The following is a 13,496-nucleotide window of genomic DNA, read 5'->3' as shown; positions in this document are numbered from 1 at the left end:
CAGCCTCTACAATGCCGCCTGTTCTGCTGCGGGGGCGTTGGTTCACGGGCAAGACCACCCCATTCGCCTTTGACCGACCTGCCCATGCGAGCAGGCACAGTCCTCCACCAGTCACCCCCGTTCTTCTGCACCCATGGCCACACTCCAAATCACCACCACCTTGCTGGGACTGGGGCTTGCCGTTGTCATCCTGCTGCTGGTGCGCCGCGACCACCTGTATTTGCTGCACGGCCTGTTCTGGGTGGCCGTGGCAGGGGCTGCCGCCCTGCTGGGTGCCTGGCCCGGCCTGATTGACCGGCTGGCCTCTGTGGTGGGCATCAGCTACCCACCCGCGCTGCTGCTGCTGCTGGCCTGCGTGGTGCTGCTGGTCAAGGCACTGCACACCGACATGGACAACACCCGCATCGAGCGCGATGTGCGCCGCCTCAACCAGCGCCTGGCCCTGCTGGAGGCCGATCTGGCCCTGGCCGGGCACACCCTGCCGCCAAGCACCGAGGCCAGCGCCCCTGCCAGCGCAGGCACTACCGCAACCGCCCACCCGGCTGACAACGCATGACCACCTCTTCTCTCGTTCCCGTCATCCTCTGCGGCGGCTCCGGCACGCGCCTGTGGCCGCTCTCGCGCGAGACCTATCCCAAGCAGTTTCTGGCCCTGGCCGGTGAACACACCATGCTGCAAGACACGGCACTGCGCCTGCACGGCCTGCCCGACAGCGTGGCGCTGGACGCATCGCCCATCGTCGTCTGCAACGCCGAACACCGCTTTCTGGCTGCCGGGCAACTGGCGGGGGTGGGCATTGCGCACGCCCGCATCGTGCTCGAACCCGCTGGCCGCAACACGGCCCCCGCCCTGACGCTGGCCGCCCTGCAAGCGTGCGAAGGCGGCGCCGACCCCATCCTGCTGGCCATGCCCGCCGACCACGTCATCACCGACCGGCCTGCCCTGCACGCCGCCGTGGTGCAGGCCCACGCCGTGGCCAGCCAAGGCGCCATGGTCACCTTCGGCATCGTGGCCGACCGGCCTGAGACCGGCTACGGCTACATCCAGCGCGGCGATGCACACCTGCACGGCAGCGACCGCATCGCCAGCTTTGCAGAAAAACCCGACGCCACCACCGCCCAGCGTTACCTGGACTCGGGCGAGTACCTCTGGAACAGCGGCCTGTTCATGGTGCGTGCCAGCGTCTGGCTCAAGGCCCTGGCGAGTTGCCGCCCCGACATCCTGCAAGCCTGCCAGCAGGCCATGCAGCAAGCCGTGCGCGACCTGGACTTCATCCGCCCCGACGCTGCCTCCTTTGCCGCCTGCCCGTCTGATTCAATCGACTACGCCGTCATGGAGCGCCTGCCCGTGCGCGCCGACCTGGGCATCCCCGCCTGCGTGCTGCCCCTGCAAGCGGGCTGGTCTGACCTGGGTGCCTGGGACGCCCTGTGGGACGTGAGCGCGCGCGACGCCAACAACAACGCCACCATGGGTGACGCCGTGCTGCACGACTGCACCGACTCCTTGCTGATGGCCAACAGCCGCTTGGTGGCCGGTGTGGGCCTGCACAACATCGTCGTCATAGAAACCCCTGACGCCGTGCTGGTGGCCGACAAAAGCCAGACGCAAAGTGTCAAGCACATCGTGGCCCAGCTCAAAGCCCAGGGCCATGCGCTGGCCAACACCCACCGCAAAATCCACCGCCCCTGGGGCTGGTACGACAGCATCGACGGCGGCGAGCGCTTCCAGGTCAAGCGCATTGTGGTCAACCCCGGCGCCAGCCTCAGCCTGCAAATGCACCACCACCGCGCCGAGCACTGGGTGGTGGTCAAAGGCACCGCCGAAGTCACCAACGGCGAGCGCACCTTTTTGCTGGGCGAGAACGAATCCACCTTCATCCCGCTGGGCCACATCCACCGCCTGTCCAACCCCGGAAAACTGCCGCTGGAAATCATCGAAGTGCAGTCGGGCAGCTACCTGAGCGAGGACGATATCGTGCGGTTTGAAGACACTTATGGCCGCGTAGCCGCTGCCCCCGTGCGCGAGGTGTAGTTCATGCCCGGCTTACCCATGCTCAAGGCCCTGTGGGCTTACCGCAGCTTTGTCTGGAGCAGTGTGCTGCGCGAGTTCCATGGCAAATACCGCGAATCGCTGCTTGGCGCTTTCTGGTCAGTGGCCAACCCGCTGGCCATGATCGTCATCTACACCGTGGTATTTGGTCAGCTCATGCGCTCCAAGCTGGCAGGGCATGAGCAAACACCGTTTGCCTTCAGCATCTACCTGTGCGCTGGGGTTATCACCTGGGGCCTGTTTGGCGAAATGCTCGGACGCCTGAACAACGTTTTCCTGGAGCACGGCAACCTGATCAAAAAGTCCAACTTTCCGCGCATTTGCCTGCCCGCCATCGTGGCCGCGTCGGCGCTGGTCAACTTTGGCATTGTGTTTGGCCTGTACTTGGTCTTTCTGGCGCTGATTGGTCACTGGCCAGGCTGGATGCTGCTGGCCGTGCTGCCGCTGTTGGCGCTGCAAGTGCTGTTCACGCTGGGACTGGGTATTTTTCTGGGCACATTAAACGTGTTTTTTCGGGATGTGGGCCAACTCACCGGCATCGTGCTGCAGTTCTGGTTCTGGCTCACGCCCATCGTCTATGTGTTTGACAGCTTGCCCGAGGCCGCCCGGAACGCGTTGCAATACAACCCCTTACAACCCCTGATGGTGGCTTACCAGACCATCTTTTTGAACCAGCGCCTGCCTGACTTCGCCAGCCTGCTGCCGCTGGTCGTGTTAACGGTCTTTTTTCTGCTGCTGGGCGCCCGGTTCTTCCTGTCGCGCGTGGGCGAACTGGTGGATGAACTCTGATGGGCAAGCTCGTTGTTTCTCACATAGGTAAAGCGTACAAACGCTATTCAGGCAAATGGGCACGGGTGCTGGAGTGGCTGAGCGGTAAGCCCCACCACGACAAAACCTGGGTGCTGCGCGACATCCACTTCACGGTCAATCCTGGCGAGGCCGTCGGCATCGTGGGCGTTAACGGCGCAGGCAAAAGTACCTTGCTCAAAATCATCACCGGCACCACGCAGCCCACCAGCGGCAGCGTACACACCGAAGGTCGGGTGGCTGCGCTGCTGGAGCTGGGCATGGGCTTTCATCCTGACTTCACGGGGCGGCAAAACGTCTTCATGGCCGGGCAGTTACTGGGCCTGGGCAGCGACGAAATTGCTGCCTGCATGCCCGCCATTGAGGCCTTTGCCGAAATTGGCGACTACATCGATCGCCCGGTGCGCACTTACTCCAGCGGCATGCAGATGCGCCTGGCCTTCAGCGTGGCAACTGCGGTACGACCTGCCGTGCTAATTGTTGACGAAGCGCTGTCGGTGGGCGATGCCTACTTCCAGCACAAAAGCTTTAACAAAATTCGTGAGTTCCGCGAACAAGGCACCACGCTGCTCATCGTCTCGCACGACCGGGGCTCCATCCAAAGCCTGTGCGACCGCGCCATCCTGCTGGAGCGCGGCCTGGTCATCAAAGACGGGCCGCCCGAAGAAGTCATGGACTTCTACAACGCGCTGATTGCCGAGCGCGAAAACGCCACTGTTCAAGTCCAACGCCTGGACGACGGTCGTACGCAAACCACCTCTGGCACTGGCGAAGCAGTCGTTTCTGCTATTTATATTGAAGATGATCACGGAAATAAGCTGGAGCACATTGACGTCGGCCAGAATATTAAGCTATGCGTTGAAGTTTATGTAAAGAAAGAAATACCGCGATTGATATTTGGCTACAGTATAAAAGACCGACTCGGTCAAGTTATTTACGGCACCAATACAGACCTAAAAAACCAAGAACTAGTTAATTTAAGCAAAGAAACCAAACTACGGTACCAAATAAAATTCCCAGCAAATTTAGGGCCAGGAAACTATTCCATACAAACCGCTTTATGCAGCACCGAAACACATCTTGTAAATAATTATGAATGGAGAGATCTTGCACTTATATTCAATGTAATAAATGTAAGCAAGCCATATTTTGCTGGATGCGCGTGGATAAACCCTATAATTACCATAGAAGAAATATGATTTTTATTTCTTATGCTCAAAATTTTGAAGACGTTATGCTGAATCGCGCCTTCAAAAATATTGATTGCGGGTTTTACATTGATGTTGGCGCCAACGACCCTATCAGCGACTCGGTTACAAAATCATTTTACTCAAGGGGCTGGCGCGGTATCAATATAGAACCTTTGCCAACGCATTGGAATGATTTAATGCATGACAGACCCGAGGACATCAACTTGCAGTGTGCTGCTGGAGATTTTAGTGGAACTATAAAAATATGGGAGCCAAATATTAGAGGCTGGGCCACTGCATCAGCGGAAGTTTGGCAAAGTCACCAGGCCGAAGGTCATGAAGGAGTTTTTCACGAGACTCCTATTTTTACCTTGAAAGATATTTGCGAAAAATATGTCACCAAAGAAATCAATTTCTTAAAAATTGATGTTGAAGGCTTTGAGGAAAGCGTAATTAAAGGCATGGATTTTTCCAGATTTCGTCCTTGGATCATATTAATAGAAGCAACAAAACCAAATACAAAAATAGAAAACAAAGAATTCTGGGAAAAAATAATCCTAGACTCAGGCTATTTTTCTGCCTACTCGGATGGACTGAATAAATTTTACATATCAGAATCGCATGCTGATTTAGCTGTTTTTTTTAAAGATCCTCCAAATGTATTTGATAAATTTATTCGTGCTGATCATTTGGAAAGCAGGTTAAAAGTTCAACAAGCGGAAAAGCACGCAACGGAGCTTGAAGCCCAGCTTTCTACAACGCAGGAGCGCGTGACAGCGTTTGACCTGCAATTGACAGATGCAAAATCTCGCCTCCAAGAACAACAAATACGGATTGCCGAACTGGCAGCCAGCACATACCACTGGGAGCAGCAAGCCAGCACGCTGGAGGCCGAGCGTAACGCCCTGCGACAAAGCGCCTCATGGCGCATCACGGCGCCACTGCGCTGGGCTGGCAGTCTGGCACTGCATCCGATGACCACGGCGCGCACCAGCGCTAACCAAGTCATACGCCATTCCATCGACACCTTTCAGCAGCCGCTCTCGCGCCTGATGGCAGCCGTCTTGCGCAGGCCGCAACTGAGCTACCGCATCAACCGGATGCTGATGCGCTACCCGGCCCTGCACCAGCAATTGCTCAATGTGGCCCACCGCAGTGGCGTGGTAGCGTGTACCGCTACATCTTCAGCGCATACAGCCCAGACGGGCAGGCAGGCAGCACCTGAACTGGCCAGCCTCGGCCCCCGTGCCCGCCAGATTTACGCTGACCTGCAAACGGCTATTGAAAAAAATCAGAGGATCAACTGATGCGCATAGTCATCGACATGCAAGGCGCGCAAACCGAAAGCCGTTTTCGCGGTATAGGCCGCTACACCCTGGCGTTTGCTCAAGCGGTGGTACGTAACCGTGGCGAGCATGAAGTCATCCTCGCACTGAGCGACCTGTTCCCCGACACTATCGACACCATTCGGGTGGCCTTCGATGGCTTGTTACCCCCGGAAAACATCTGCGTCTGGTCAACCCCGGGCCAGGTCAAAGGCGAGCACCCAGACAACAGCACACGCCGCAAGGTAGCTGAAATGGTACGCGAAGCCTTTCTTGCCAACCTGCAGCCCGACCTCATTCACATCGCCAGCCTGTTTGAAGGCTACGTGGACGATGCAGTTACCAGCATTGGTCGGTTCGACATGCAAACGCCCGTGAGCGTCAGTCTGTACGACCTCATACCACTGCTCAACCCTGATCAATACCTCAACCCAGATCCGTGCTTTGCGGCACACTACCAAGACAAAATAACGTCTTTGCGAGAAGCCCAATGGCTGTTGGCTATTTCAGAATACAGCCGCCGCGAGGGCTTAGAAGCCCTTAATGCCAGTGCGGAGCACATTGTCAACATCGGCACGGCAATTGGCAGGCAATTCCAACCACTCCATCTTGCACCTGACGTCTCCGCCGCACTGCTCAGCCGCTTGGGCATCGACCGTCCTTTCGTGCTCTACACCGGTGGCGCTGACAAACACAAAAATCTCTCTCGCCTCATCGAGGCTTGGTCTGCGCTACCAGCGCTGCTGCGCGACGGTCACCAGCTGCTCTTTGGTGGGCGTATGTTCGATGCCAATGTCACCGAATTTCGCGGCATTGCACGCCAGCATGGGCTACAGCCAGACGAATTGCTGTTCAGCGGCTATGTCAGCGACGAAGAACTGGTACAGCTCTACAACCTGTGCAAACTCTATGTTTTTCCTTCATGGCACGAAGGCTTTGGTCTGCCAGCGCTGGAAGCCATGGCCTGTGGCGCACCCGTGATTGGCGCGAACACCACCAGCCTACCCGAAGTGATTGGCCTGCCCGAAGCGCTGTTCAACCCCTACAGCGTAGCAGCCATCTGCGACAAAATTCAACAAGCACTCACCGATGGTGCTTTTCGCGAACGTTTGCGCGAAAACGGGGGGCAACAGCTACAAAAGTTTAGCTGGGATCAAGTCGCCCGGCGTGCAATTGCCGCTTGGGAAAGCGTGGAGTTCAGTGCAAAAGAACGGCCCACGCCGTGGCGCACAGCACAAGAAAACGCTACTTCGTCATACCAACAGCTGATTCAAAAAATTGCTGAGTCAGCCCAAGGAAAACTTCAAGAACACGATATCCAGCCACTGGCACGCTGCCTGGAAAAAAATGAGCAACAAATTTTCCGCCTGCTGCGCCAAAAAGAATTGCCTGAAAAAATCACTTGGCGCATCGAAGGCCCCTTTGACAGCAGTTATAGCCTGGCACTGGTTAACCGTGAAATAGCGCGCGCCCTGGCATCTTTGGGCCACACCGTGGTTTTACATTCCACAGAAGGCCCCGGAGATTTCAAACCCAATCCTGATTTTTTACTCCAAAATCAAGATTTGGCGGCAATGCACCAGCGCGTGGATCATTTTTCATCGTGGGATGTGGATATTTCCAGCCGCAATCTTTATCCACCACGGGTGATGGATATGCACTCACGGCTGAATGCCTTGCACGCTTACGGCTGGGAAGAATCGGGGTTTCCGCTCGAATGGGCCGACCATTTCAATATGGCTTTGCAAGGAATGACGGTCATGTCATCCCATGTGCAAAAAATTATGCAAGACCATGGCGTTGCCATCCCGATGGCGGTCAGTTCTATTGGTACCGACCATTGGCAAAGAGTTACCCCGGATCATAACTTGGTGGTGCAAGGCAAAAAATTCCGCTTTCTCCACGTGTCGTCCTGCTTTCCTCGCAAAGGGGCAGACGTGATGCTGCAAGCCTATGGCCGCGCATTCAGTGCCAGCGATGACGTCACGCTCATCATTAAAACCTTTCCCAACCCGCATAATGCTATTCACCAGTGGTTGGCCGATGTGCGCAGTGGCAAGCCGGATTTTCCGGATGTGCAAATCATTGAAGCAGACTTCACCGACGGGCAATTGAAGGCACTGTACGCAAAATGCCATGCTTTAGTCGCCCCCAGCCGTGCCGAAGGCTTCGGTTTGCCCATGGCTGAGGCCATGCTGTCTGGCCTCAGCGTCATCACCACCGGCTGGAGCGGCCAGACTGATTTCTGCACCCCTGAAAACTCCTGGTTGATTGACTACGATTTTCAGCGGGCACAAAGCCATTTTGGTATTTTTGCCTCCGTTTGGGCAGAACCCAAAGCGGATCATCTGGCACAAATCATGCGCGAGGTGTACCAGGCTCCGGATGCGGTGCAACAACAAAAAAACCAGCTGGGCCAGCAACTGCTGGCTGAAAAGTTTCGCTGGGCGGATACCGCCGCGCGCATGGTGCAAGCGGCCCGAGCCTGGTCAGAGGGCGGCAATGCTACGGCACCCCGCATAGGCTGGATTACCAGTTGGAATACCAAATGCGGTATTGCCTCGTATTCAGAGCATCTCATCAACAATATGCCCTCAAGCGTGCAGGTGCTGGCTGCATATACATCAGCGCCCACAGCCGAAGACCGCAACAACGTGGTGCGATGCTGGTCAACGGGTGATGGTGATGCGCTGATGGAGCTTGAACAAGTCCTTGCCTCCAGCCAAATAAACACGCTGCTCATACAGTTCAATTACGGATTTTTCAATTTTGACCATTTCAGTAATTTTCTACATCGCCAAAAATTGGCGGGTCTGAAATTTTTGGTTGTACTGCACGCAACCAATGATCCACCCCATGCACCGCACAAAAGACTTTCTTTTTTGGTGCCTGCACTGGCCCAGTGTGATCGGATACTGGTTCATTCGATTGGTGATTTGAACCGCTTAAAAGCGCTGGGACTGGTTCATAACGTCACCCTTTTTCCGCATGGCGTTCTGGATTACGAGCCACCAGCCAATTACCTGCCGTCAGCTTCAGGCGAATTTGTGGTGGCTTCTTATGGTTTTTTTCTACCACACAAAGGTTTGCCCGAACTTATTTCAGCCATTGAAATTCTGCACCGGAAAGGCATGAAAATTCGCCTCAAAATGGTGAATGCAGAGTATCCAGCTCTCGAATCTCGACTGACTATTGACCAAGCAAAATCTATGGTGACCCAAAAAGGGTTGCATCACATTATTGAAATCAATACCGAATATCTTTCCGATGCAAAAAGCATGGAAGTGCTTTCAAGCGCTGACCTGGTCATTTTCCCCTACCAGGAAACCGGCGAATCCTCCAGCGCAGCGGTGCGCCACGGCATTGCCTGCGGCCGCCCGGTTGCGGTAACGCCTTTGAGTATTTTTGAGGATGTGGCTTCAGCGGTGCATTTTTTGCCCGGCACCACGCCCCAGGCGCTAGCCGACGGCATATCGGCACTGGCGCAGGATATGGTCGCGCAAAAACCGCATTTTCTGGAAAAACAAGCCGCTGCCGAACGCTGGAAAAGCGAGCACCAGTACTCCAAACTCGGCATTCGAATGTCTGGCCTGCTCACCGCCCTGTTTCGGCAGTGGCTGGTTCAGCGGCGTAAAAAACTGCTGGTGGATGTATCACAGGTCTATCACCGCGACGACCGCACCGGCATACAACGCGTGGTGCGCAACATCCTGGCCGAGCTACAACGCACCCCCCCAGCGGGCTACGACATCTGCCCGGTGTACAGCAGCCCTGATCGGGGCTTTTGCCACACCAGTAAATTCGATCCAGCAGGCCAGGCCTGTGCCAACGAAGGCCGCAGTATCAACGTCGGTCCCGGCGACATCTTTTTGGGTCTGGATCTGGCCGCCCACCTGTTTCCACAGACCGAGCAGCACCTGCGCACCTGGCGTCTGGCAGGAGCCAAAGTGTTTTACGTGGTGTACGACATCATCCCGCTGCGCCACGGGAAGTACGCTTTTCCCGGCATTGGCGAGGCGTTTGATATATGGATACGCGCGCTAGGGCGCAGCGCCAATGGCTTGCTGTGCATTTCTGACGCCGTGGCGCAAGACGTTGCCGCCTGGCTGCAAGAGCACCAGCCCGCCACGCCCCTGCCACGCATAGCCCACTTTCACTTGGGTGCCGACTTGGAGCGCACACCACCAGCCCACAGCCTGCCGCTCGAGTCTGCAGCGGTGCTGCAACAGATCCACACCCACCCCAGCTTTTTGATGGTGGGCACCATAGAGCCGCGCAAAGGGCACGCACAAACCCTGGCCGCTTTTGAGCAGCTGTGGGCACGTGGCGTACAAGCCAACTTGGTCATCGTTGGCAAAAGCGGCTGGAACACCGAGGCGCTCATCCAACAACTGCGCCAGCACCCCAAAAACGGCCAGCGCCTGTTTTGGCTCGAAGGCATCAACGATGCCTACCTGGAAGCCATCTACGCTACCAGCACCTGCCTGATTGCTGCCAGTTACTGCGAAGGCTTTGGTCTGCCGCTGATTGAAGCCGCCCAGCACCAGCTACCCATACTGGCGCGCGATATCACCGTGTTCCGCGAGGTGGCAGGCGAGCACGCTGCCTACTTTGACGGCACCGCACCCCAGGACCTGGCCAGCGCCATCGAACGCTGGCTGGCATTGCACGCCAGCGGGCAACATCCGTGCTCGGACGCCATGCCCTGGCTGACCTGGGCGCAAAGCGCGCAGCAACTGCTGCGACACATCCTGCCCGCAGCAGCGCCAGCTACTGCATCCGCATCCGCATCCGCATCCGCATCCGCATCCGCATCCGCATCCGCATCCGCATCCGCATCCGCATCCGCATCCGCATAGAAAATAAAGCTAAATCGGCCTCTAGCCCTTGCTGGAAAAGCACAAGCAGCTATTATTTTTGATAAATTCCAACCCATATTCCCGGCTATTCGAAAGGCCCCTCATGCACAAAACCGCCCTGATTACCGGCATCACCGGCCAAGACGGCGCCTATCTGGCGCAGCTGCTGCTCGACAAGGGTTACACCGTCTATGGCGCTTACCGCCGCACCAGCTCGGTCAACTTTTGGCGCATGGATGAGCTGGGCATCCAGCAGCACCCAAACCTGCATTTGGTCGAATACGACCTCACCGACCTGGGCACCAGCATCGCCTTGGTGCAAAAGGTGCAACCCGACGAGATCTATAACCTGGCCGCGCAAAGTTTTGTGGGCGTGAGCTTTGAGCAGCCCAGCACCACCGCGCAAATCACCGGCATCGGCGCGCTGCACCTGCTTGAAGCCGTGCGGCTGGTCAACCCCACAATCCGCTACTACCAGGCCAGCACCTCCGAGATGTTTGGCAAGGTGCAAACCATCCCGCAAACCGAAGACACGCCCTTCTACCCGCGCAGCCCCTACGGTGTGGCCAAGCTGTACGCGCACTGGATGACCATCAACTACCGCGAAAGCTACGGCATCTTTGGCACCAGCGGCATCTTGTTCAACCACGAGAGCCCACTGCGGGGGCGCGAATTTGTCACCCGCAAAATCACTGACAGCGTCGCCAAAATCCACCTTGGCCAACTCGACGTGCTGGAGCTGGGCAACCTGGATGCCAAACGCGACTGGGGTTACGCCAAAGAGTACGTGGAAGGCATGTGGCGCATGCTGCAAGTCGATACGCCCGACACCTACGTGCTGGCCACCAACCGCACAGAAACCGTGCGCGACTTTGTCCGCATGGCTTTCAAGGCCGTGGGCGTAGAGCTGGCCTTCAGCGGCCAGGGCGATGCAGAAATTGCTACCGACGTGGCCACGGGCACCGTGCGCGTACGCGTGAACCCCAAGTTTTACCGCCCTGCGGAAGTCGAGCTGCTCATTGGCGACCCCGCCAAAGCACGCGCCCAACTGGGCTGGCAGCCCACTACCACGCTGGAGCAGCTGTGCCAGATGATGGTGGAGGCCGACCTGCGCCGCAACCAGGCAGGCTTCTCGTTCTGACCATGGCCGCAGAGCACACCCACAGCGCCAGCGCCGCCGACCAAGCACCCCAGCGCGTTCTCGTCACCGGGCTGGGCGGCTTTACCGGGCGCTACGTGCAAACCGCGCTGGAGCAGCGCGGCTGGGAGGTGTGGGGCCTGGGTGCGCAGCCCGCCCCTGCCGATCTGGGCATTGCGCCGCAGCACTACCTGCAAGCCGACCTGATGGACAGCGCCGCGCTGGCGCATGCCGTAGCCCAGTCCAGCCCTCAGGCTGTCATCCACCTGGCAGCCATCGCCTTTGTCGGCCATGGCGATGCCGACGCCTTCTACCGGGTCAACCTGCTGGGTACGCGCCACCTGCTGGCCGCGCTGGCCGCCCTGCCCCATCCCCCGGCGCGCGTACTGCTGGCCAGCAGCGCCAACGTCTACGGCAACCAGACCGAAGGCATGCTGGATGAGGCCACTGCCCCCCAGCCCGCCAACGACTACGCTGTCAGCAAACTGGCCATGGAGCACATGGCACGCCTGTGGGCCCATCGCCTGCCCATCACCATCGTGCGCCCCTTCAACTACACCGGAGTGGGCCAATCGGCTGACTTTTTACTGCCCAAGATCGTGGCGCACTTCCGGCGCCGCGCCGACCGCATCGAACTGGGCAACCTGGACGTGTGGCGCGACTTCTCTGACGTGCGCGCCGTGGCCGATGCCTACAGCCGCCTGCTGGATGTGCCCGCCGCCGTGGACGCCACCGTGAACGTGTGCTCCGGCCACAGCCACAGCCTGCGAGAAGTCATCGCCATGGCCGAGCACATCACCGGGCACACACTGCAAGTGCAGGTCAACCCCGCCTTTGTGCGCACCAATGAAGTCAAAACCCTGCTGGGCAACCCGGCGCGCCTGCACAGCCTGATTGGCGCCGACTGGGCCAACCCGCCACTGCCAGACACCCTGCGCTGGATGCTGGAAGCACCGTGACCGCACCGGGCCTGGACATCATCCTGGGCGCTGACAGCATCAGCGCCCCGCTCACCGGCATAGGCCGCTACGCCTTGGAGCTGGCGCGCGGCCTGCCCGAGCACCCAGCGATGGCGCGCGTGCGCTACTTCTCGCTCGGGCGCTGGGTCGACCTGCCGCAGCTTTTGCAGGCCGATACCGTCACGTCCGAGCAAGCCCAGGCACCCACCCTGCGCAGCGTGCTGGCAGGCAACCGCGCTGCCGTGCAAGCCTTCAGGCTGCTGATGCCGCCGCTGCAACGCCTGCGCTTGCGCAACCAGGGCAGCGCCATCTACCACTCGCCCAACTTTTTTTTGCCCCCCTTTGCGGGCCGCACCGTCACCACGGTGCACGACCTCTCGCACCACGTTTACCCACAGTTTCACCCCGCCACGCGGGTGGACTACATGCAGCGCATGCTGCCCGGCAGCCTGCGCCGTGCCAGCCATGTCATTACCGTATCTGAATCCGCCCGGCAAGACCTGATCACGCACTTTGGCCATCCGGCAGAGCAGATCACTGCCATCCCCTTGGGTGCAGACTCCGCCTTCAGACCGCACAGCGCTTTAGAGCTGGCGTCCGTGCTGGCACGCTACCCCCTGGTGGCAGGCGGCTATACCCTGTTCGTGGGCACCATAGAGCCGCGCAAAAACATTGACCGCCTGCTGAGCGCCTACGAGGGTCTGCCCCCCGCCCTGCGCCAGCGCTACCCGCTGGTGCTCGCGGGTGGCACCGGCTGGCACTCTGAACACACCCACGCCCATATGGCGCGCGCCGCTGCCGCAGGCTGGTTGCACTATTTGCGCTACGTGCCCCAGGCCGACCTGCCCGCGCTGTACGCCGGTGCCCGCAGCTTTGCCTACCCCTCGCTGTATGAAGGCTTTGGCCTGCCCGTGTTAGAGGCCATGGCCAGCGGCGTGCCTGTAGTGACGGCCAACGTGTCATCGCTGCCCGAAGTGGCGGGCAGCGCCGCCCTGCTCATCCACCCTGAAGACGTGGATGCCCTGCGCGCCACCCTGGAGCGCGCATTGCAAGACGAGCCTTGGCGCCAGCAAGCCCGTGCTGCCGGGCTGGCGCGCGCTGCCACCTTCAGCTGGCAGCAATGTGTGCAACGCACCGTGGCCGTGTACCAGCAACTGGGCACAGGTTAA

9 protein-coding genes are annotated in these 13,496 nt (G+C 58.7%); all 9 read left to right on the top strand.

The genetic code is table 11. From position 1 onward, the window contains the following. Positions 1 to 133: 133 nt before the first annotated feature. Entirely contained in the window at positions 134 to 556 is a 423-nt protein-coding gene (locus PHX69_RS04055) for a DUF2304 domain-containing protein (protein ID WP_288042480.1), read from the top strand. Continuing rightward, positions 553 to 2,031: a mannose-1-phosphate guanylyltransferase/mannose-6-phosphate isomerase gene (locus tag PHX69_RS04050; protein ID WP_288042478.1), complete on the top strand. Its 1,479-nt coding sequence runs from the start codon at positions 553 to 555 to the stop codon at positions 2,029 to 2,031. The genes PHX69_RS04055 and PHX69_RS04050 overlap by 4 nt, the downstream gene beginning before the upstream one ends. A 3-nt stretch (positions 2,032 to 2,034) precedes the next feature. Next, positions 2,035 to 2,838 (top strand): ABC transporter permease, encoded by an 804-nt coding sequence (locus PHX69_RS04045; protein WP_288042477.1) that lies wholly within the window; start codon positions 2,035 to 2,037, stop codon positions 2,836 to 2,838. Beyond that, a complete protein-coding gene (locus PHX69_RS04040) occupies positions 2,838 to 4,055 on the top strand; it encodes an ABC transporter ATP-binding protein (protein ID WP_288042475.1) in 1,218 nt (405 codons plus the stop codon). The genes PHX69_RS04045 and PHX69_RS04040 overlap by 1 nt, the downstream gene beginning before the upstream one ends. Further along, entirely contained in the window at positions 4,052 to 5,353 is a 1,302-nt protein-coding gene (locus PHX69_RS04035; RefSeq protein ID WP_288042474.1) for an FkbM family methyltransferase, read from the top strand. Before PHX69_RS04040 ends, PHX69_RS04035 begins: the two co-directional genes overlap by 4 nt. Beyond that, positions 5,353 to 10,230 carry a glycosyltransferase gene (locus PHX69_RS04030; protein ID WP_288042473.1) on the top strand — a complete coding sequence of 1,626 codons (4,878 nt, stop codon included), beginning with the start codon at positions 5,353 to 5,355 and terminating at the stop codon, positions 10,228 to 10,230. Before PHX69_RS04035 ends, PHX69_RS04030 begins: the two co-directional genes overlap by 1 nt. Positions 10,231 to 10,333: 103 nt before the next feature. Further along, positions 10,334 to 11,371 (top strand): GDP-mannose 4,6-dehydratase, encoded by a 1,038-nt coding sequence (gene gmd / locus PHX69_RS04025; RefSeq protein WP_288042472.1) that lies wholly within the window; start codon positions 10,334 to 10,336, stop codon positions 11,369 to 11,371. A gap of 2 nt (positions 11,372 to 11,373) precedes the next feature. Then, positions 11,374 to 12,327, top strand: coding sequence for an NAD-dependent epimerase/dehydratase family protein (locus tag PHX69_RS04020; protein WP_288042471.1), 954 nt, complete (start codon positions 11,374 to 11,376; stop codon positions 12,325 to 12,327). After that, positions 12,324 to 13,496: a glycosyltransferase family 4 protein gene (locus tag PHX69_RS04015; protein WP_288042470.1), complete on the top strand. Its 1,173-nt coding sequence runs from the start codon at positions 12,324 to 12,326 to the stop codon at positions 13,494 to 13,496. The genes PHX69_RS04020 and PHX69_RS04015 overlap by 4 nt, the downstream gene beginning before the upstream one ends.

The sequence above is a fragment of the Simplicispira sp. genome, assembly GCF_028687295.1.
Lineage (GTDB): Bacteria > Pseudomonadota > Gammaproteobacteria > Burkholderiales > Burkholderiaceae_C > Simplicispira > Simplicispira metamorpha.
This window is presented reverse-complemented; position numbering and strand designations above follow the sequence as displayed.

What these genes read in the sequence shown, in the direction of transcription:
- PHX69_RS04040 (WP_288042475.1), top strand. Translation starts at nt 2,838, where the DNA reads ATGGGCAAGCTCGTTGTTTCTCACATAGGTAAAGCGTACAAACGCTAT.
- PHX69_RS04035 (WP_288042474.1), top strand. Translation starts at nt 4,052, where the DNA reads ATGATTTTTATTTCTTATGCTCAAAATTTTGAAGACGTTATGCTGAAT.
- PHX69_RS04050 (WP_288042478.1), top strand. Translation starts at nt 553, where the DNA reads ATGACCACCTCTTCTCTCGTTCCCGTCATCCTCTGCGGCGGCTCCGGC.
- PHX69_RS04020 (WP_288042471.1), top strand. Translation starts at nt 11,374, where the DNA reads ATGGCCGCAGAGCACACCCACAGCGCCAGCGCCGCCGACCAAGCACCC.
- PHX69_RS04045 (WP_288042477.1), top strand. Translation starts at nt 2,035, where the DNA reads ATGCCCGGCTTACCCATGCTCAAGGCCCTGTGGGCTTACCGCAGCTTT.
- gmd (WP_288042472.1), top strand. Translation starts at nt 10,334, where the DNA reads ATGCACAAAACCGCCCTGATTACCGGCATCACCGGCCAAGACGGCGCC.
- PHX69_RS04055 (WP_288042480.1), top strand. Translation starts at nt 134, where the DNA reads ATGGCCACACTCCAAATCACCACCACCTTGCTGGGACTGGGGCTTGCC.
- PHX69_RS04030 (WP_288042473.1), top strand. Translation starts at nt 5,353, where the DNA reads ATGCGCATAGTCATCGACATGCAAGGCGCGCAAACCGAAAGCCGTTTT.